Origin of the sequence: Streptomyces sp. A0592, assembly GCF_004795115.1 — a bacterium.
Taxonomy (GTDB): Bacteria; Actinomycetota; Actinomycetes; order Streptomycetales; family Streptomycetaceae; genus Streptomyces; species Streptomyces erythrochromogenes.
Genome location: NZ_SSBM01000054.1, coordinates 16,246 through 34,838, shown reverse-complemented (window position 1 = coordinate 34,838; position 18,593 = coordinate 16,246). Strand labels below are relative to the sequence as shown.

The following is an 18,593-nucleotide window of genomic DNA, read 5'->3' as shown; positions in this document are numbered from 1 at the left end:
GCTTCCCGTGCCGGGCGCCGTTGATCCCGGGCAGGCCCTGGCGCCGGGCGCCGCCGTGCCGGCGAAGCTCCTGCTTCGTGTGCCGAGTCCTGCCGGTGCCGGGGAGGTCCTGCTTCGCGTGCCGGGGGCTTCCGGTCCGGCGCCGGTTCCGCTTCGCGTGCCGGGCGTCGCCGTGCCGGCGAAGATCCCGCTTCGCGGGCCGGGCGCCGCCGGGGCGGCGCAGGTTCTGGTGCTCGTCCGCGACCCGGCCGCGGGCCCCGCGCCGCGCGGCGGAGCGCCCGCCGCGTGCCGCACGCCTCGCACCGCGACCCCGCAGCCTGCCACCGCCCCGGGCGGACGGGCCCGGCCGCGCCGGCGGGAGAGAGGGATGCGCGGCGCAGTCGCCCCGCCACAGGCCGGTCCCGCCCGCACGACCCCCCGTACCCCCGCTACGACCACCAGCGCGCCGGGTCCGGGCCGGAGCCCGGGAACCACCGGCGGAGCCGGGAGCCACCCGTGAGCCCCCTCGACGGCTGGATCCGCACCCACCCGCACGCCGCCCCCTGGTTCCGCCTCCTCCTCACCCTGACCCTCCTCGCCCTCGTCACCTTCGAAGGCGTCGTCCTGGCCCGCCGCCCCAGCCTCCCCCACGCCGCCCTGTGGACCTCCGGCATCCTCGTCTGCCTCAGCGCCGTGCCCTGGCCGACCGTCCCCCTGCTGACCCGCGCCTGGTTCGCCGCCGCCGTCTCCTGGACCGTCACCCTCCTGCTGGTCTTCGGCCACCACCCCCTCGTCGTCTGGGGCGGCGGCGAGGCCGTCGCCCTCCTCGTCCTCCTCACCCAGGTCGTCCTCCACGCCCCCGCCCGCACCGCCGCCGTCCTCGGCCCCCTCCTCGGCCTCGGCTGCATGGCCGTACCCGCCCGGGACACCGACCCAGGCCGGTTCACCCTGCTCTTCTCCGTCCTCGCCGTGGTCGTCGGCGCCTACTCGATCCTGCTGCGCCTCCAGGCGACCCAGCGCGTACTCGACCTGCGCGCCGTCCGCACCGCCGAACGCCTCGAACTCGCCCGCGAGCTCCACGACCTCGTCGCCCACCACGTCACCGGCATCGTCGTCGAAGCCCGCGCCGCCCGCTTCACCCAGGTCTCCGCCGAACGCGCGGCCGAGACCTTCGCCCGCATCGAGACCGCCGGCGACGAAGCCCTCGTCTCCATGCGCCGCCTCGTCAAGATCCTCCGCGACAACGACGACGGCTCCACACCCGCCACCGCCACCACCCCCGTCGCCGGCCTCACCGACCTCCGCGACCTCACCGAACGCTTCTCCAGAACCGGCCCTCCCGTCGTCCTGTCCATCGAGAACGGACTGCAGGACCGCCTCCCCGCCCACGTCGCGGCCACCGCCCACCGCATCGTCCTCGAAGCCCTCACCAACACCGCCAAGCACGCCGCCACAGCCACCGCCGTCCGCGTCACCCTGCGCACCGTCCCCGCCGGCCTCGAGGTCCGCATCGCCGACGACGGAGGCCACCCCGCCCGCCTCTCCGAAAAAGCCCGCGGCGGCGGCTACGGCCTCGCCGGCATGACCGAACGCGCCGAAGCCCTCGGCGGCCACCTCACCGCCGGCCCCAGCCCCGAAGGCGGCTGGATCGTCACCGCGGTCCTGCCCCTGTGACCCGACCGCCGTCTCACAGGCCGACTACCCCCGCGACCTGCGCGCCCGCGCCACGTATTCTCGACAACCATGAACATCAGCGACCTCGACAACGGCACGGGCAACGGCAACGGCACGGGCCGCGCCGCCGACGGCATCGACGAGAGCGTCACCGCCGAACTCGCCCGCCTGCGGGACAGCATCGACAACATCGACGCGGCCGTGGTCCACATGCTCGCCGAACGCTTCAAGTGCACCCAGCAGGTCGGCCACCTCAAGGCACGCCACCAGCTGCCCCCCGCCGACCCCGGCCGCGAGGCCAGCCAGATCGCCCGGCTCCGCCAGCTCGCCGAAAACGCCAAGCTCGACCCCGCCTTCGCCGAGAAGCTCCTCAACTTCATCATCGCCGAGGTCATCCGCCACCACGAGACGATCGCCGCGGGCGAAGAATAGACACTCGGGGTCCGGCCGCCCACTGCGGCAGCATGGGCCCCATGTCCGCACTCAAGCGCAACGAAGCGCAGCTCCGAGCCCAGCTCCTCGACGTCCACCACTACGCCGTGACCCTCGACCTCACCGGCGGCGACGACACCTTCGACTCCACCACCGTCATCCGGTTCACCGCCCGGACCGACGGCGACACCTTCGTGGAGCTGAAGCCGGACACCCTGCGCTCGGCCACCCTCGACGGCAACCCCCTCGACCCGGCCGCCCTGGAAGACAACCGGCTGCCGCTCACCGGCCTCACCCAGGGCCCCCACGAGCTGCACCTCGACACCCGCATGCGCTACTCCCGCACCGGCGAGGGCCTGCACCGCTTCACCGACCCCGCCGACGGTCACACGTACGTCTACAGCCAGATGTTCCTCGACGACGTCCAACGGGTCTTCCCGGCCTTCGACCAGCCCGACCTGAAGGCCGTCTTCGAGTTCACCGTCACCGCCCCCGCCGGCTGGACCGTCCTCGCCAACGGCGTCACCACCCGCCTCGCCGACCGCGACACGGACGGCGCCGGCATCTGGCAGTCCGCCCCCACACCCGTCATCTCCACCTACCTCGCCGCCGTCGCCGCAGGCCCCTGGCACAGCGTGACCACCGAGCACGCCGGACTGCCCTTCGGCATCCACTGCCGCCAGTCCCTCGCCCCCCACATGGACGCCGACGCCGACGAGATCCTCTCCATCACCAAGGCCTGCTTCGACCGCTACCAGGTCAAGTTCACCGAGCCCTACCCCTTCGACTCCTACGACCAGGCCTTCGTCCCCGAGTTCAACGCCGGCGCCATGGAGAACCCCGGCCTCGTCACCTTCCGCGACGAGTTCATCTACCGCTCCGCCGTCACCGACACCGAACGCCAGTCCCGCGCCATGGTCATCGCCCACGAGATGGCCCACATGTGGTTCGGCGACCTCGTCACCCTCGCCTGGTTCGACGACATCTGGCTCAACGAGTCCTTCGCCGAATACATGGGCTACCAGACCCTCACCGAAGCCACCCGCTTCACCGACACCTGGACCGACTTCGGCGTCACCCGCAAGCCCTGGGGCTACGACGCCGACCAGCGCCCCTCCACCCACCCCGTCGCTCCCGCCCCCGACGACGTCCCCGACACCGCCTCCGCCCTCCTCAACTTCGACGGCATCTCCTACGCCAAGGGCGCCTCCGCCCTGCGCCAGCTCGTCGCCTGGCTCGGCGAGAAGGACTTCCTGGCCGGCATCAACACCCACTTCGCCCGCCACAAGTTCGCCAACGCCTCCCTCGCCGACTTCATCGACTCCCTCGCCGCCCACACCGAACGCGACGTCCGCGGCTGGGCCGACGCCTGGCTGCGCACCACCGGAATCGACACCCTCACCCCGCGCATCGAGGACCCCGAAGGCACCAACGGCTGGACCCTCGCCGTCGACCACGACGGCAGCCGCCCCCACCACATCGCCGTCGGCGTCTACGACCACGACCCCGTCGACGGCCGCATCCTCGAACTGCGCGAACTCCTCGACCTCGACGTCCCCTCCGACGAGATCATCTCGGCCGGCGGCACCCGCCCCGCACTGCTCCTCCTCAACGACGCCGACCTCACCTACACCAAGGTCCGCCTCGACGAGACCTCCCTCGAAACGGTTCTGCGCGGCCTCTCCGGCATCCCCGAAGCCCTCACCCGGGCCGTCGTCTGGAACTGCCTGCGCGACATGGTCCGCGACGGCGAACTCGACCCGCAGGACTTCCTCGCCACCGCCGGTGCACACCTGCCCGAGGAACACGACCTCGCCATCGTCCAGGGCGTCCTCACCTTCGCCCGCAACGAGGTCGCCGTACGCTACGTCGCTCCCGAGGACCGCACCGAAGCCCTCGCCACCCTCACCACCATCGCCCGCGACCTCCTGCGCCGCACCGAGGACGGCTCGGAACCGGGCATGCGGCTCACCGCCGTACGCACCCTCGTCGGCAGCGCCACCCAGCCCGACACCATCGCCGCCTGGCTCGCCGACGACACCGTCCCCGGCGGCCCCGCACTCGACCCCGAACTGCGCTGGCGCATCCTGGGCCGCCTCGCCGTCCTCGGCGCCATCGGCGAGAGCGAGATCGACGCCGCACTCGCCGCCGACCCCAGCGCCACCGGCGAGGAAGGCGCCGCCCGCTGCCGCGCCGCACTCCCCACCCCCGAGGCCAAAGCAGCCGCCTGGGACCGCCTCTTCCACGACGACAGCCTCTCCAACTACCTCTTCAGCGCCACCGCCCAGGGCTTCTGGCAGCCCGAACAGGCCGACCTCGTAGCGGAGTACGTGACCCGCTACTACCCCGAAGCCGTCGCCCTCGGCGCCCGCCGCGGCCCCGCCATCGGCGAGGCCGCGGGCCGCTACGCCTTCCCGGCCCACGCCGTCGACGAGGCCAACCTCAAGGCCGGCCAGGCCTGCCTCGCCGACCCGGACGTCATCCCGCTCCTGCGCCGCAAGCTCGTGGACCAGCTGGACGACCTGGCCCGCGCCCTCCGCATCCGCGGCTAGGTCGTCTCTTTCGGATCTTGTCGGTCGGGCCCGCGTCGTCCGGTGCCGTGGCCGGCAAGGCGGAGGGGCGCCCGTGTACTGGACGTACTCGGGCGCCTCGACAACGCGGCCGGGTGCGGTGCCGGGCAGCGCGGGCCCGGCAAGATCCGGAAGAGACGGCCCAGCCCTGCGGGCGGCTCGGCGGAACGGGGGCGGGCCAGATCGGCCCGCCCCCGCCCCCTCTGGCCCACCCCGCCCCGTCCCCGGCCTCCCCGCACGGCACAGCCCGCCGCCGATTCGGACAAACCCCGGCGGTTACCCCATTCGGGTCTGATCGTTGTACTGGCCGGGGTGCCCCTCACCGCACCCCGGCCAGCCCCCGGAGGTCCCGTTGACAGCGCCGCACGGCACCCGGCATTCCGGCCGGCCGGAAGAGACCACAGCGCCCCACGGCAACGCGCTCGCCGGCGGAGCCACCGGCCCCCAGGCCCTGCGTCCCCTTCTCGACACCGTCCTCGACGCCCTCCGCACCGGCGCCGCCGAACGCCGCGGCCCCCTCCCCGCCGGCGGCCCCGACACCGTCGCCGCCCGCATCCGCGAAGCACTCGGCCCCGTACTGCCCGACCGCGGCACCGGCGACCACGAAGCCCTCCGCACCCTCGTCCACGCCCTCGCCGCCGGCGCCGCAGACCCCGCCGACCCCCTCTGCGCCGCCCACCTGCACTGCCCGCCGCTCGCCGTCGCCACCGCCGCGGACCTCGCCGCCGGAGCCCTCAACCCCTCCCTCGACTCCTGGGACCAGGCACCCGCCGCCTCCGCCCTCGAAGCCGAACTCACGCGCACCCTCGCCGCCGAGTTCTACGACACCCCCCACCCCGACGCCCTCGTCACCACCGGCGGCACCGAAGCCAACCAACTCGCCCTCCTCCTCGCCCGCGAACGCCACGGCCCCCGCCTCACCGTCCTGCACGGAGCCAACGCCCACCACTCCGTCCCCCGCGCCGCCTGGCTCCTCGGCCTGCCCCCCGCCACCGACATCCCCACACCCGCCGGCGTCCTCGACCCCACCCGCCTCGCCGAGGCCCTCGCCACCACCCCCGGCCCCGCCCTCGTCACCGCCACCGCCGGCACCACCGACGCAGGCCTCATCGACCCCCTCCCCGCCATCGCCGACCTCTGCGACCACCACGGCGCCGACCTCCACATCGACGCCGCATACGGCGGCCTCCTCGCCCTCAGCCCCCGCCACCGCCACCGGCTCGCCGGACTCGGCCGCGCCCGCTCCCTCACCGTCGACCTGCACAAACTCGGCTGGCAGCCCGTCGCCGCAGGACTCCTCGCCGTCCCCGACACCGCACTCCTCGCCCCCCTCGCCCACCAGGCCGACTACCTCAACGCCACCGACGACACCGAAGCAGGCCTCCCCGACCTCCTCGGCCGCTCCCTGCGCACCACCCGCCGCCCCGACGCCTTCAAGATCGCCGCCACCCTGCGCTCACTCGGCCGCGACGGCCTCGCCCACCTCATCGACCGCACCTGCGAGCTCGCCCAGCACCTCGCCCAGCGCCTCGACGCCCACCCCGGCTTCGAACTCCACGCACCGCCCACCATCAGCACCGTCCTCTTCCGGCCCACCCACGCCACCGACGACGAGCTCGCCACCCTGCGCCGCGCCCTCCTCCACCAAGGCCGCGCCGTCCTCGGCCGCACCCACGCCGACGGCCGCCTGTGGCTCAAAGCCACCCTGCTCAACCCGCACACCACGGCGGGAGACCTGGACACCCTCATCGCCCTCCTGGAAGGCAGCACCCACCGATGACCGCCCAGCTCGATGCACCCCACGACCTCGTCGGAATCGGCATCGGACCGTCCAACCTGTCCCTCGCCGCCCTCGCCCACGGCCTCCCCCAACAAGGCGCCGGCGAACTCGCCACCGCCTTCTACGAGCAGCGCCGCGACTTCCGCTGGCACCCCGGACTCCTCATCGACGGCACCACCCTCCAAGTCCCCTTCCTCGCCGACCTCGTCACCCTCGCCGACCCCTCCAGCCCCTGGAGCTTCCTCAGCTACCTCAAGCACAAGGAACGGCTCTACCCCTTCTACTTCGCCGAGCAGTTCCACATCCACCGCGCCGAATACGACGCCTACTGCCGCTGGGTCGCCGGCCGCGTCCCCGGACTCCACTTCGGCCACCAGGTCGACGCCGTCCGCTGGAACCCCGAACGCGACCTCTTCGAAGTCGACTTCACCCAGCTCGACCCCACCGGCGAAGCCGAAGCCCTCGGCCGCACCTACACCCGCAACCTCGCCCTCGGCATCGGCACCGCCCCCCACATCCCCGAACCCCTGCGCCCCCTCGCCGAAGCCCCCACCGTCCCCGTCATCCACTCCGCCGACTACCTCGACAACCGACAGCGCATCCTCGGCGCCGAACACGTCACCGTCATCGGATCGGGCCAGTCCGGCGCCGAAGTCTTCCTCGACCTGCTCCGCGCCCGCCCCACCGGCCGCGAACGCCTCACCTGGCTCGCCCGCACACCCTCCTTCGCCCCCATGGAGTACTCAAAACTCGGCCTCGAACACTTCACCCCCGACTACACCCGCTACTTCCACTCCCTCCCCGAACCCGTACGCGACCACCTCGTCCCCGCCCAATGGCAACTCCACAAGGGCATCGACACCGCCACCATCGCCGCCATCCACGACGAGCTCTACCGCCGCACCCTCCACGGCGGCTGGCCCGACACCGTCCTCACCCCCGGCGTCACCGTCCGCACCGCCGGACGCGTCGCCACCACCAAGGTCGAACTCCACCTCGAACACGCCGAACAGGGCGCCCGCTCCCGCCTCACCACCGACGCCGTCGTCCTCGCCACCGGCTACCGCGAACGACCCCTCACCCGACTCCTCGCAGGCCTCGACCCCTACCTGCGCAAGGACTCCTCCGGCCGCCCCCGCATCGACGACCGCTACCGCATGGTCCTCGACCCCTCCGTCACCGGCAGCATCTTCGTCCAGAACGGCGAACGCCACACCCACGGCGTCGGCGCCCCCGACCTCGGACTCGCCGCCTGGCGCAGCGCCGCCATCCTCAACACCCTCACCGGCAAAGAGGCCTACCCCCAGCCCCCGCGCACCGCCTTCACCACCTTCGGCCTCGAACAGCGCGAACACACCCGCCCCCGCCCCGCCGGCGAACTCCTCCCGCTCGTCGAGCACCCGTAGGCCCCCTCCGGCGGCCCCCTCGGCCCACCGCACCTGACCTGCGGCTATCGTCGCCGTCATGCAGCGAACCAGTGCCGACGGGGTCACCGTCCTGTGGGAGGCCGCCCCCGGGCCGGGCCCCCGCACCGCAGTCCTCTCCTTCGGCACCGGCGTCCGGGACGAAACCGCCCCCACCCTCGGCGTCACCCACCTCGTCGAAGCCCTCGTGATGACCCACCTCGGTCGGCGGCCCCACGAGTTCACCAGCTCCGTCGAGGAGGAGGCGACCCACTTCATCGTCAAGGGCACCCCCGCAGAGATCACCGGCTTCCTCCACGCCGTCTGCAGCGCCCTCCGTGACCTGCCCACGCAGTACACGGAGCACGCCACCCGCCTCCTCGCCCTCCACGCACCCCGCACCTGCGACCACCGGGGCGCCGAACCCCTCAGCGCCCGCTACGGACCCCACGGCCTCGGCCTCGTCCTGCACCACGACCCCGACATGTACGCCCGGCTCACCACCGACGCCGTCCGCACCCACGTCGCCGCCCGCTTCACCCGCGGCAACGCCGTCCTCGCCCTCGACGGCCCGCCACCCGCCGGACTCACCCTCCCGCTGCCCGACGGCCCCCGCCCCGACCGGCCGGCCCCCCGCCTGCGCGCCGGCGTACCCGGAACCTGGCAGCACCGCCTGGTCGACACCGTCTCCCTCCTGCTGACCTCACGGGCGCACGAACCCGCCGCCGTCGCCGCCTGCCACGTCCTGAGCCACCGCGTCGAGCACCTCACGCACGACACACGCGGCATAGCCGACGGCGTCACCGTCCACCGGTTCCTCCGCGACCGCCTGACCTTCGACCGCGTCCTGGTCCTGCGCCCCGCCGAAGGCCACGCCGAGGAAGCCGCCGACATCCTCTGGAACGAAACCCTGGACCTCGCCCGACGAGGCCCCACCCGGCAGGAGCTCGACGCCTTCACCGAGCACGCACGCGCCGAACTCCACTGCCATGACGGACGCTGCGGACACGACCGCTGGACGTCCCTCCAGCACGCCCTCGGCAGCGAACACTTCGGCATCCCCCACCACGACCCCGGCACCCTCCTCACGCAGTACGCCGCCGTCACCCCGCAGGACGTCGCGGACCACCTGCAACGCGCCCTCACCGACGCCGTCCTCGTCGTGCCGCCCCAGGTCTTCCCCCGGCCCACCACCCTCCGCGGCACCCCCCTGCCCAACTCCACCTGCTGGCGCGTCCACGGCGAGCACCCCGCCACCCCCCATACCTCCGGCACCCGCTTCCGCAGCACCCCCCTCCGCCGCCTCATCACCCCCCGGGACGAAAGCGGCGAATACCTCCTCACCCCCTGGGGCCTGGTCGTCCGAGACGGCAACCGCGACGAACACGACATCCGCTTCGACGAGATCGCCCTCCTGCGCCACGAAGGCTCCGGCCGCATCGTCCTCACCGGCTGCGGCTGCGACCTGCACATCCACCCGGACCACGTCGCACGCGGCGAACGCCTCATCGCCGCCCTCGACGCCGCCGTCCCCGCCCACCTCGTGCACACCGACGCCTGACACACGCGCGGGGCCGGTGTCCGCCGCCGCGGACACCGGCCCCGTCACTCACGCACGGACACCGCCTAGAACACCGGCACGCCCGCCCGCGTCAGCCGCCAGTCCACCGAGGCGAACTGCGCCGGATCGATCGTCCCCTTCGCCTTCACCCACTGGATGATCGTGTTGCGGATCTCGTCCGAGTTCGACCACAGCTGCTTGGCCTGCGGCACGTGCGGGAAGTTCCCACCCCCGGAAGCCCGGTAGTTGTTCACCGCCAGCACGAACTGCGCGGCCGGATCCACCGCCTTCCCCTGGAAGGACAGCCCCGAGATCCGCGAACCCGCCGGCTGCGCGATGTCGATGTCGTACGCCAGCCCGTACACCGCGTCGTAGTTGTAGTCCGGAATGCTCTCCGCGTTCGTCAGCTTCGCCGGATCCACCGCGTCACCCGGCGCCGTCCGCACGAAGTACCGCGCCGAGTACTCCAGATAGTCCTTCAGCTGCGCACCCGTCAGCAGCCGCGCCTCCATCGTGTTCTCGAACGGGTACAGACCCGCAGCATCCCGGATCGTCACCTGCCCGGCCGGGATCGCCGCCGTCCGCGAGAAGCACGAGGCCTGCGACAGCACCGGCAGCGCCGCCCACTCCGTACCCGCCAGAGCCGTCTTCACCGTCTCCGCCTGCACGTGGTTGATCAGGTCGATGATCGCCACGTCCTTGACCGGACCCTCCGCCGAGGACATCGCCTGCGTCGAGGTGCCGATCACCTGGTTCACGTAACCCACGACCTTGCGGTGCTCGTCCGACAGCAGCCGCGTGATCTTCGCGTCCTCGGCCACCGTGTTCGAGTTCAGGACCTGCGCCGCGACCTTCGCCACCGACCAGCGGCCCTTCTCCCACACCAGCTCGAAGTCGAACAGTGTCAGCCGCTGCCCCCACTTCAGCGGCTCCGACAGCACCACGTCCTTGCCGGTCGCCCTGTTCTTCACCCGGTACTCCGGGATCTCCGTGTGCGCGTGACCCACCAGGATCGCGTCGATCCCCGGCACCTGCTCCGCCACCAGCGCCGCCGCGTTCTCCACGTACGGCAGCTGGTCACCGTACGAGGACGTACCGCTCGACCCCGAGTGCGCCGACACGATCACCACGTCCGCACCCATCGACCGCAGCTTCGGCACGTACTTCGCCGCCTGCTCCTCCAGCCCCGGGAACGTCATCTTCCCCTGCACGTTCGCCTTGTCCCACAGCGCGATGCCCGGGTTCGTCAGCCCCAGCACCGCCACCTTCACGTCCCGCCCGCAGGGGGTGCGCAGCTTGTGCATGCTGTACGGCGCGAACGCCGGCCGCAGCGTCTTCGCATCCAGCGCGTTCGCCCCCAGCAGCGGGAAATCGCACTGCTCCTCGAACTTCCGCAACACCGGAATGCCGTAGTTGAACTCGTGGTTCCCCAGCGCCGCCGCGTCATAACCGATCGCGTTCATCGCCTGGGCCATCGGGTGCACCGGACCACGCCGCGCCGTGATCGGATCGACCTTCGCGTAGTAGTACGACAACTGCGTGCCCTGGATGGTGTCACCCGCGTCGATGAGCAGCGTGTTGCGCCGCCCCTTCTCCGCCCGCACCTGGTTCACCAGGGTCGAGATCTTCGCCAGACCGACGTCGTTGTGCGCCTTGTCGTCGAACTCCTTGTCCGTGAAGTAGTCCCAGTTGAAGACGTTCCCGTGCAAGTCGGTCGTCCCCATCACCGTGAACGCGTACGTCCGCGCCCCCGGCTTCTTCGCGTCCTGCTGCTGCGTCACGGCTGCCGCCGCCGGGGTGCTCGTGGCCCCCGCCAGCGCGACGGCCGCACCGGTCGCGGCCGTCGTCCCTATGAAAGTCCTGCGGTCGAACGCCATGCACATCTCCCTTTTGAGGCCTGAACAACGCGCGTAGATTCTGACCCACTGGTAACAAGCCGCAACACCCCCGTCAGGTTTCGATCCGGTGACCACACCCGAACGGGCGACAGTGCGAGAGTGAATCCATGACCCAGGACGCATCGCACCAGCCCTACGGCACCCCCGAAGTACCCCGCGTCGCAGTCCGCGGCGAAGCCCGCCTCGAAGTCGACCCCGAGATCGCCCGCATCGGCATCACCGTCAGCGCCCGCGGCACCGACCGCCGCACCGCACTCGAAGACCTCACCCGCCGCAACAACACCGTCCTCGACCTCATCAAGAGCTACGGCGACCCCGTCGAAAAGCTCGAAACCGGCGCCCTCTCCATCACTCCCGAACTCACCCGCCACGGCCGGGCCGAACGCGTCCGCGCCTACCACGGCCGCGTCCACATCACCGCCGAACTCAGCGACTTCACCACCCTCGGCGAACTCACCACCCGCCTCGCCGACCTCGAACTCACCCAGGTCGACGGCCCCTGGTGGGCCCTGCGCCCCACCTCACCCGCCCACGGCGAAGCCCGCCGCCAAGCCGTGCTCGAAGCCGTCCAGCGCGCCCGCGAATACGCCGAAGCCCTCGGCGCCCGCCTCGCCGCCCTCGTCGAACTCGCCGACCTCGGAGCCGAGAACGCCGCCCCCTTCGCCCAGGCCCCCGGCGGCTCCGGCATGCGCACCATGGCCTTCAGCGCCACCGAGGACGCCGGCCCCCCGCCGCTCGACCTCGAACCCCAGCGCCAGACCGTCCACGCCCAGGTGAACGCCCGCTTCACCATGACCCCGCCCCAACTCTGAAACGCGGATAAAGAGGGCCCCGGGGGTGCTCATCAGAGCACCCCCACGCACATTCAACACTTGTCAACAACCTTTTGCCCAACGGTTGTTGAGTGGTCACCGGGAAGCGATTACCTACCCGTTGGTAGGGGAATAGGCTCGCCCCATGCGCCGAGCGAAAATCGTATGTACCCTGGGCCCCGCCACCGACTCATACGACCAGATCAAAGCACTGGTCGAAGCCGGAATGGACATCGCCCGCCTCAACCTCAGCCACGGCACCTACGCCGAACACGAGGAGCGCTACCAACGCGTACGCAAGGCCTCCGACGAGACCGGCCGCAGCGTCGGCATCCTCGCCGACCTTCAAGGCCCGAAGATCCGCCTCGGCCGCTTCCGCGAAGGACCCGTACTCCTTGAACGCGGCGACGAATTCACCATCACCGTCGAAGACCACGAAGGCGACCGCCACACCTGCGGCACCACCTACAAAGGACTCGCCGCAGACGTCACCACCGGCGAACGCATCCTCGTCGACGACGGCCGCGTCACCCTCGAAGTCACCGGCGTCGACGGACCCCGCGTCCGCACCCGCGTCATCGAAGGCGGCATGGTCTCCGACCACAAAGGCCTCAACCTCCCCGGCGTAGCCGTCTCCGTCCCCGCCCTCTCCGACAAGGACATCGAAGACCTCCGCTGGGCCCTGCGCACCGGCGCCGACGTCATCGCCCTCTCCTTCGTCCGCAGCGGCCGCGACATCGACGACGTCCACCGCGTCATGGACGAAGAAGGCCGCCGCCTCCCCGTCATCGCCAAGATCGAAAAGCCCCAGGCCGTCGACAACATCGACGACATCGTCGCCGCCTTCGACGGCATCATGGTCGCCCGCGGCGACCTCGGCGTCGAAATGCCCCTGGAACAAGTCCCCATCGTCCAAAAGCGCGCCGTCAAACTCGCCAAGCGCAACGCCAAACCCGTCATCGTCGCCACCCAGATGCTCGACTCGATGATCGACAACTCCCGGCCCACCCGCGCCGAAGCCTCCGACGTCGCCAACGCCGTCATCGACGGCACCGACGCCGTCATGCTCTCCGGCGAAACCAGCGTCGGCAAATACCCCGTCGAAACCGTCCGCACCATGTCCCGCATCGTCGAAGCCGCCGAAGAAGACATCCTCGCCAAGGGCCTCCCGCCCCTCACCGACCGCAACAAGCCCCGCACCCAAGGCGGAGCCGTCGCCCGCGCAGCCGCCGAAATGGGCGACTTCCTCGACGCCAAATTCCTCGTCGCCTTCACCCAGAGCGGCGACACCGTCCGCCGACTCTCCCGCTACCGCTCACCCATCCCCCTCCTCGCCTTCACCCCCGACCCCGCCACCCGCTCCCAGCTCAACCTCACCTGGGGCGTCGAAACCTTCCTCGGCCCCCACGTCGACTCCACCGACGCCATGGTCGCCCAGGTCGAAGAAGAACTCCTGCGCATCGGCCGCTGCGTCACCGGCGACGTCGTCGTCATCACCGCCGGCTCACCCCCCGGCGTCACCGGATCCACCAACCTCGTCCGCATCCACCACATCGGCGACGCGGTCCGCTGACCCCGCCCCACCGCGCCGGCCCGCCCGGCGCGGTGCGCCCGGTGCCACCGGAGCGCCACCCGGCCACCAGCCGAAACGACCCTTGACCCCAAGTCCACTTGAGGTCCTACGGTCACACCCATGACCACCACCAAGCAGTACACCCAGGAGCAGCTCGCCGCCCAGCCCATCGGCCACTGGAGCCGCACCGCCGCAGGCCTCGTCATCGGCGGCCTGCGCACCGCCCTCGCCGAGGAGGACCTCACCCAGCCCCACTGGTGGACCCTCAACCACGTCGCCGGCGCACCCGCCCAATGGACCCGCCCCGCCCTCACCGCGAAGCTCGCCCCCTACGACGACCAGCACACCGACTTCGAAGCCCTCTACGCCGACCTCACTGCCCGCGGCTGGCTCACCGAGACCGACGGCCGCCTCACGCTGACGGAAGCCGGCGAGGCAGGCCGCCTCCGCGCCCACGACCGCAACGCCAAGGTCCATGCGAGGATGCGAGAAGGCATCGACGACGCCGCATACGCCGCCACCATCGACGTACTGCGCCGCATCGTCGCCAACCTCGGCGGCGACGGCGACCTGCCGTAACCACCGGAAAACGGCTGGCGACAGGCCCGGCGGCCCAGTAGGAAGAGCCCATGAGCACCTCCACCCGGACGTTCGTCCGCACCACGCTCGACCTCGGAGACGCAACCCTCCACCCCTGGGGCCGCAAGCCCGCAGGACCCGAGCGCCTGGACGACCTCATCGCCGCCGCGGCCGACCCCACGATCGCCCTCTGGAACCCCCTCGCCACCGCCGACCACCAAGCCGCCCAGGCCTGGCTCGAAGCCCGCGAGGACGGCTGGGACCGCGGAGTCGGCGCCGCCTTCGCCGCCCTGGACGCCACCGACGGCACCCTGCTCGGCACCGTCAACCTCCGCTGGACCGACCGGGCCGACGGCCAGGCCATGATCGGCTACTGGTTCCTCCCGCACGCCCGCGGCCGCGGCCTGGCCAGCCGCGCCACCAGGGCCGTCACGACCTGGGGCTTCCACACCGCCGACGCCCGCCGCATCGAGATCGCCCACGCCACCGGCAACGAAGCCTCCTGCCGCGTGGCAGAGCGCTGCGGCTACCTCCCCGAAGGCACCCTCCGCGCATCCCACCTCTTCGGCGACGGCCGCCACCACGACGAACACCTCCACGCCCGCCTCGCCACCGACCCGGAACCCCGCCCGTGATCACGAGCGTCCGGCACCGCACGCAACAGGACCTCACCCACTGCGTCCGCGCCTGGGTGGCCGAACTCCACCCCAGCGTCGCCCGCCGCATCGCGCTTTCCCACAGCGGCCCGGACGACGCGGCCCCCGCCCTGTGGAGCGCCCGCACCGGCGTCGCCGTCCGCTGTTACGCGGCGCCCTAGTGCTTCGGCCCGATGTGGGCGTCCATCAGCGCGACGGAGTCCTTGCGGGCAACGGACACGTTCAACGGTCGCTTCCGCGGGCCGGGATCGTCCACTCGACGCCGAGCGCGGTGAGGGTGTCGGTACAGAGCTTGCGGATGTCGTCGGATTTGTTGGTGAAGAAGTACCGCGGGTACTCGTAGCGCTTGCCGTTGCGGACGGTCCAGTTGGTGATCCGACACCCGTCGGAGTGGATCAGCCCCCGGACGAACTCCCAGGGGTGGGCGTCGACGATCTCCTGCTGCCAGCCTTCGAGGACGATCCGCCGCTCGTGCTTCCTGCCCGGCCCGTGCTGCGGAAACAGGCACGTCCAGTGCCGCCCGTAGCTGGTGACGTTGACGCATCCTTGGCGCTGCAGCACGTAGACCTTGTCGGACGGCCGAACCGCCACGATGGCTGCGCCGCATTGCTCGATCAGGCCGGGCCAGGCGTCCGCACACGCGATACGCAGGTAGTGGCCGCCCTTCGGATGGGAGCTGATGCAGCCGTCACCGAGGTAGAGCCCGAGAGGTAGGAGTACGCAGCTCGATCCGCCGGACCAGCGCACGGCTGAGTCTGGTTGAGTCGAGGCAGAGGGTCGATGCGCACGCGCCAGGCCCGGATTGCGGCCCGGGATATCCCCATCTCCTGGCTGACCGCATTCAGACTGCGCCCGTCATCCAGGAGAGACAGCGCCTGCCGCCGAGTTGCGAGATCGTACATATGGGCGACAGTGTGCAAATCCGTCCGGACGCCCTTGCATTTTCCGCTGTATTCCCCCGAAAGGGGGACCCTCCGTCAGGCAGGCGTGACCTTGGAATTCCAGGAAAGGTGCCCCAGGTGGGGTTCGAACCCACACTGTCCGCTGTTTGAGAGCGGCCTCTCTAACCAGTTGGAGTACTGGGGCCTAAGAAACGAAGGATTACGGGAACCCTGCGTGACACCACCTTACAGGAGGTCGGTAGGCTCGGGGGAGCAGTAATGCCCCGTATCAAGGAGCCCCCCGTGACCGCCGAGCACGAGTCGACGCCCACGCCCGACGCCGACCAGTCGCACGTTCCGCCGCTGACGACCCGGGTCGTCATCGCCGAGGACGAGGCGCTCATCCGTCTCGACCTCAAAGAGATGCTCGAAGAAGAGGGCTACACCGTCGTCGGCGAGGCCGGCGACGGGCAGACGGCCGTCGAACTCGCCCGCGAGCACCGGCCCGACCTGGTCATCCTCGACGTGAAGATGCCCGTCCTGGACGGAATCTCCGCCGCCGAGAAGATCGCGCAGGAGTCCATCGCCCCCGTCCTGATGCTGACGGCGTTCTCGCAGCGCGACCTCGTCGAGCGGGCCCGGGACGCCGGGGCCATGGCGTACCTGGTGAAGCCGTTCAGCAAGAGCGACGTGGTGCCGGCCATCGAGATGGCCGTGTCCCGGTTCGCCGAGCTGCGCGCGCTGGAGCTGGAGGTCGCGGACCTCTCGCAGCGGCTGGAGACCCGCAAGCTGGTGGACCGGGCGAAGAGCATCCTGCAGACGCAGTACGGGCTGACCGAGCCCGCCGCCTTCCGCTGGATCCAGAAGTCCTCCATGGACCGCCGGATGTCGATGCAGCAGGTCGCCGAGGTGGTCATCGAGGACGCCGAGGCGAAGAAGAAGGAGAGCGGGAAGTAGTTCCCGCGTCCGTCCCGGAACATGCGTGAGGCCCGCCTCCCCCCGAGGGGAGGCGGGCCTCACACGTTGTGTCAGTCCTCGCCGAGGTAGGCCTTGCGGACGTCCTCGTTGTGGAGGAGGTCCTGGCCGGTGCCGGAGAGGACGATCTTGCCGATCTCCATGACGTGGGCCTGGTCGGCGAGGGAGAGCGCCGCCTGGGCGTTCTGCTCGACGAGCAGGATCGTCATGCCCGAGGCCTTGAGCTCGGAGATGGTCGACATGATCTTCTGCATCATCAGCGGGGAGAGGCCCATGGAGGGCTCGTCCAGCATGAGGAGCTTCGGCTGGCACATGAGCGCGCGGCCCATGGCGAGCATCTGCTGCTCACCGCCCGAGAGGGTGCCGGCGGCCTGCTTGCGACGCTCGCCCAGGATGGGGAAGAGGTCGTAGGCGCGCTGGATGTCCTTCTCGATGCCGTCCTTGTCGGTGCGCAGGAAGGCACCGAGCTGGAGGTTCTCCTCGATCGTCAGCCGGGGGAAGATGTGGCGGCCCTCGGGGGAGTGCGCCAGCTTCAGGGCGACGATCTTGTGCGCGGGGACGCCGATGAGCGGCTGGCCGTCGAAGGTGACGCTTCCCGCGGTGGGCTTCAGGAGCCCGGAGAGGGTGCGGAGGGTGGTCGTCTTGCCGGCGCCGTTGGTGCCGACGAGGCAGACGATTTCACCTTCGTTGACCTCGAAGGAGATTCCCTTGACGGCTTCGATCTTGCCGTAGGCGACCTTGAGGTCCTCGACCTTGAGCAGTGCGGTCACTTGGCCTCTCCTTCCGTGCTGGTGGTGCTGGTGGTGCTGTCGGCGTCGCCCTCGGCGTTCGCGTCCGTTTCCGCGGCGGGTGCGTCGTCCGAGTCGGCCGCGGGGGCCTCGTCCTCGGCCGCGGCTTCCACCTCGGTCTCGGTCGCGGCGTCGGCGTCTGCCGCAGCCTCGGGCTCGGCCTCCGCCTCGGCCGCGGCTTCGGCGTGGGCCTCGGCCGCCTCGACCTCGGCGACTTCCTCTGCTCCGGGCTCGCCCTCGAAGGGGGTGCCGAGGTAGGCCGCGATGACGCGCTCGTCGCCCTGGACCTCGGAGGCGGTGCCTTCGATGAGCTTCTCGCCCTGGACGAGACAGGCGACGCGGTCGCACAGGTTGAAGATGAAGCGCATGTCGTGCTCGATGACGAGTACGGCGATGCCCATGTCCCGGATCGCGAAGATGAGCTCTTCGGCGGCGCGGGTCTCCTGCGGGTTCATGCCGGCGGTGGGCTCGTCCAGGAGGATGAGGCCGGGGTCGCTGGCGAGGGCGCGGGCGATCTCCAGCTTGCGCTGCTCGCCGTAGGGGAGGTTCTTCGCGAGGTGGTCGGCCTTGTGCTCCAGGCCGATGAACTCGAGGAGTTCCATGGCGCGTGCCTCGCTGGCGGCTTCGGCCTTCTTGAAGCCGGGGCCGCGCAGCAGGGCGGACCAGAGGCCTTCCTTCGTGCGGGTGTGGCGTCCGACGAGGACGTTCTCCATCACCGTCATGTTGTGGAAGAGCCGGATGTTCTGGAAGGTGCGGGCGACGCCGGCCTCGGTGACCCGGTGGGGCTTGGGCGGGAGGACCTTGCCCTTGTAGGTGACGGAGCCCTCGGTGGGGACGTACAGCCCGGTGAGGCAGTTGAAGAAGGTGGTCTTGCCGGCGCCGTTGGGGCCGATGAGTCCGACGATCTCGCCCGCGTTGACCTGGAGGTCGACGCCCTTGACGGCGGTGAGGCCGCCGAAGCGCATGGTGACGCCCTTGGCTTCGAGGACCGTGGTCTTCGTGGTGGTGGTGGTGTCCGTGGTGGTCGTCATG

General features: G+C 71.1%; 15 protein-coding genes, 1 tRNA gene and 1 pseudogene. 12 read left to right on the top strand and 5 right to left on the bottom strand.

The window, feature by feature from the left end; all coding sequences use genetic code 11:
- Window positions 1–495: 495 nt before the first annotated feature.
- The 6 genes from E6U81_RS36690 (at window position 496) to E6U81_RS36665 (ending at window position 9,399) form a co-directional block, all read left to right on the top strand.
- Complete coding sequence (locus E6U81_RS36690; protein ID WP_240804232.1) at window positions 496–1,653, top strand: histidine kinase; 1,158 nt, start codon at window positions 496–498, stop codon at window positions 1,651–1,653.
- 69 nt (window positions 1,654–1,722) lie between these two features.
- On the top strand, window positions 1,723–2,085 hold the full coding sequence (locus E6U81_RS36685) for a chorismate mutase (RefSeq protein ID WP_051893051.1): 363 nt from the start codon (window positions 1,723–1,725) through the stop codon (window positions 2,083–2,085).
- A gap of 32 nt (window positions 2,086–2,117) precedes the next feature.
- A complete protein-coding gene (gene pepN, locus E6U81_RS36680; protein WP_206310115.1) occupies window positions 2,118–4,637 on the top strand; it encodes an aminopeptidase N in 2,520 nt (839 codons plus the stop codon).
- Window positions 4,638–5,106: 469 nt separating this feature from the next.
- Window positions 5,107–6,435, top strand: a complete 1,329-nt coding sequence (locus tag E6U81_RS36675; protein ID WP_240804233.1) for an aminotransferase class V-fold PLP-dependent enzyme — start codon at window positions 5,107–5,109, stop codon at window positions 6,433–6,435.
- Entirely contained in the window at window positions 6,432–7,841 is a 1,410-nt protein-coding gene (locus E6U81_RS36670; protein WP_136234330.1) for a SidA/IucD/PvdA family monooxygenase, read from the top strand. The genes E6U81_RS36675 and E6U81_RS36670 overlap by 4 nt, the downstream gene beginning before the upstream one ends.
- Before the next feature lie 58 nt (window positions 7,842–7,899).
- Window positions 7,900–9,399, top strand: coding sequence for a hypothetical protein (locus E6U81_RS36665; RefSeq protein ID WP_136234329.1), 1,500 nt, complete (start codon window positions 7,900–7,902; stop codon window positions 9,397–9,399).
- A 65-nt stretch (window positions 9,400–9,464) separates the two neighbouring features.
- Here the strand turns inward: E6U81_RS36665 and E6U81_RS36660 are convergent, their stop codons facing one another.
- Window positions 9,465–11,276 (bottom strand): 5'-nucleotidase C-terminal domain-containing protein, encoded by a 1,812-nt coding sequence (locus E6U81_RS36660; protein ID WP_136234328.1) that lies wholly within the window; start codon window positions 11,274–11,276, stop codon window positions 9,465–9,467.
- A gap of 128 nt (window positions 11,277–11,404) precedes the next feature.
- Between E6U81_RS36660 and E6U81_RS36655 the strand changes: the two genes are divergently transcribed.
- From E6U81_RS36655 to E6U81_RS36635, 5 genes are all read left to right on the top strand, one after another.
- Window positions 11,405–12,109, top strand: coding sequence for an SIMPL domain-containing protein (locus tag E6U81_RS36655; RefSeq protein ID WP_136234327.1), 705 nt, complete (start codon window positions 11,405–11,407; stop codon window positions 12,107–12,109).
- Window positions 12,110–12,254: 145 nt separating this feature from the next.
- Window positions 12,255–13,682 (top strand): pyruvate kinase, encoded by a 1,428-nt coding sequence (gene pyk, locus E6U81_RS36650; protein WP_136234326.1) that lies wholly within the window; start codon window positions 12,255–12,257, stop codon window positions 13,680–13,682.
- Between the two features lie 120 nt (window positions 13,683–13,802).
- Window positions 13,803–14,261, top strand: coding sequence for a MarR family transcriptional regulator (locus tag E6U81_RS36645; RefSeq protein ID WP_136234325.1), 459 nt, complete (start codon window positions 13,803–13,805; stop codon window positions 14,259–14,261).
- Window positions 14,262–14,311: 50 nt separating this feature from the next.
- The gene (locus E6U81_RS36640; protein WP_136234324.1) at window positions 14,312–14,896 is read left to right on the top strand and encodes a GNAT family N-acetyltransferase; all 585 of its coding nucleotides are present in this window, start codon (window positions 14,312–14,314) and stop codon (window positions 14,894–14,896) included.
- Window positions 14,893–15,078, top strand: a complete 186-nt coding sequence (locus E6U81_RS36635) for a hypothetical protein (protein ID WP_136234323.1) — start codon at window positions 14,893–14,895, stop codon at window positions 15,076–15,078. Before E6U81_RS36640 ends, E6U81_RS36635 begins: the two co-directional genes overlap by 4 nt.
- Here the strand turns inward: E6U81_RS36635 and E6U81_RS36630 are convergent.
- A pseudogene (locus tag E6U81_RS36630) lies at window positions 15,075–15,819 on the bottom strand (helix-turn-helix domain-containing protein). The gene E6U81_RS36635 and the pseudogene E6U81_RS36630 sit on opposite strands and share 4 nt — an antisense overlap.
- A 109-nt stretch (window positions 15,820–15,928) precedes the next feature.
- Window positions 15,929–16,003, bottom strand: a tRNA-Leu gene (locus E6U81_RS36625).
- A gap of 98 nt (window positions 16,004–16,101) precedes the next feature.
- Here E6U81_RS36625 and E6U81_RS36620 point away from each other — a divergent pair.
- A complete protein-coding gene (locus E6U81_RS36620; RefSeq protein ID WP_206310114.1) occupies window positions 16,102–16,755 on the top strand; it encodes a response regulator in 654 nt (217 codons plus the stop codon).
- Window positions 16,756–16,826: 71 nt separating this feature from the next.
- On the opposite strand, the gene E6U81_RS36615 is transcribed toward E6U81_RS36620, so the two are convergent.
- Both E6U81_RS36615 and E6U81_RS36610 read right to left on the bottom strand, forming a co-directional pair.
- Window positions 16,827–17,543 carry an ABC transporter ATP-binding protein gene (locus tag E6U81_RS36615; protein WP_136234321.1) on the bottom strand — a complete coding sequence of 239 codons (717 nt, stop codon included), beginning with the start codon at window positions 17,541–17,543 and terminating at the stop codon, window positions 16,827–16,829.
- A complete protein-coding gene (locus E6U81_RS36610) occupies window positions 17,540–18,592 on the bottom strand; it encodes an ABC transporter ATP-binding protein (RefSeq protein ID WP_136234333.1) in 1,053 nt (350 codons plus the stop codon). Before E6U81_RS36610 ends, E6U81_RS36615 begins: the two co-directional genes overlap by 4 nt.
- Window position 18,593 lies beyond the last annotated feature (1 nt).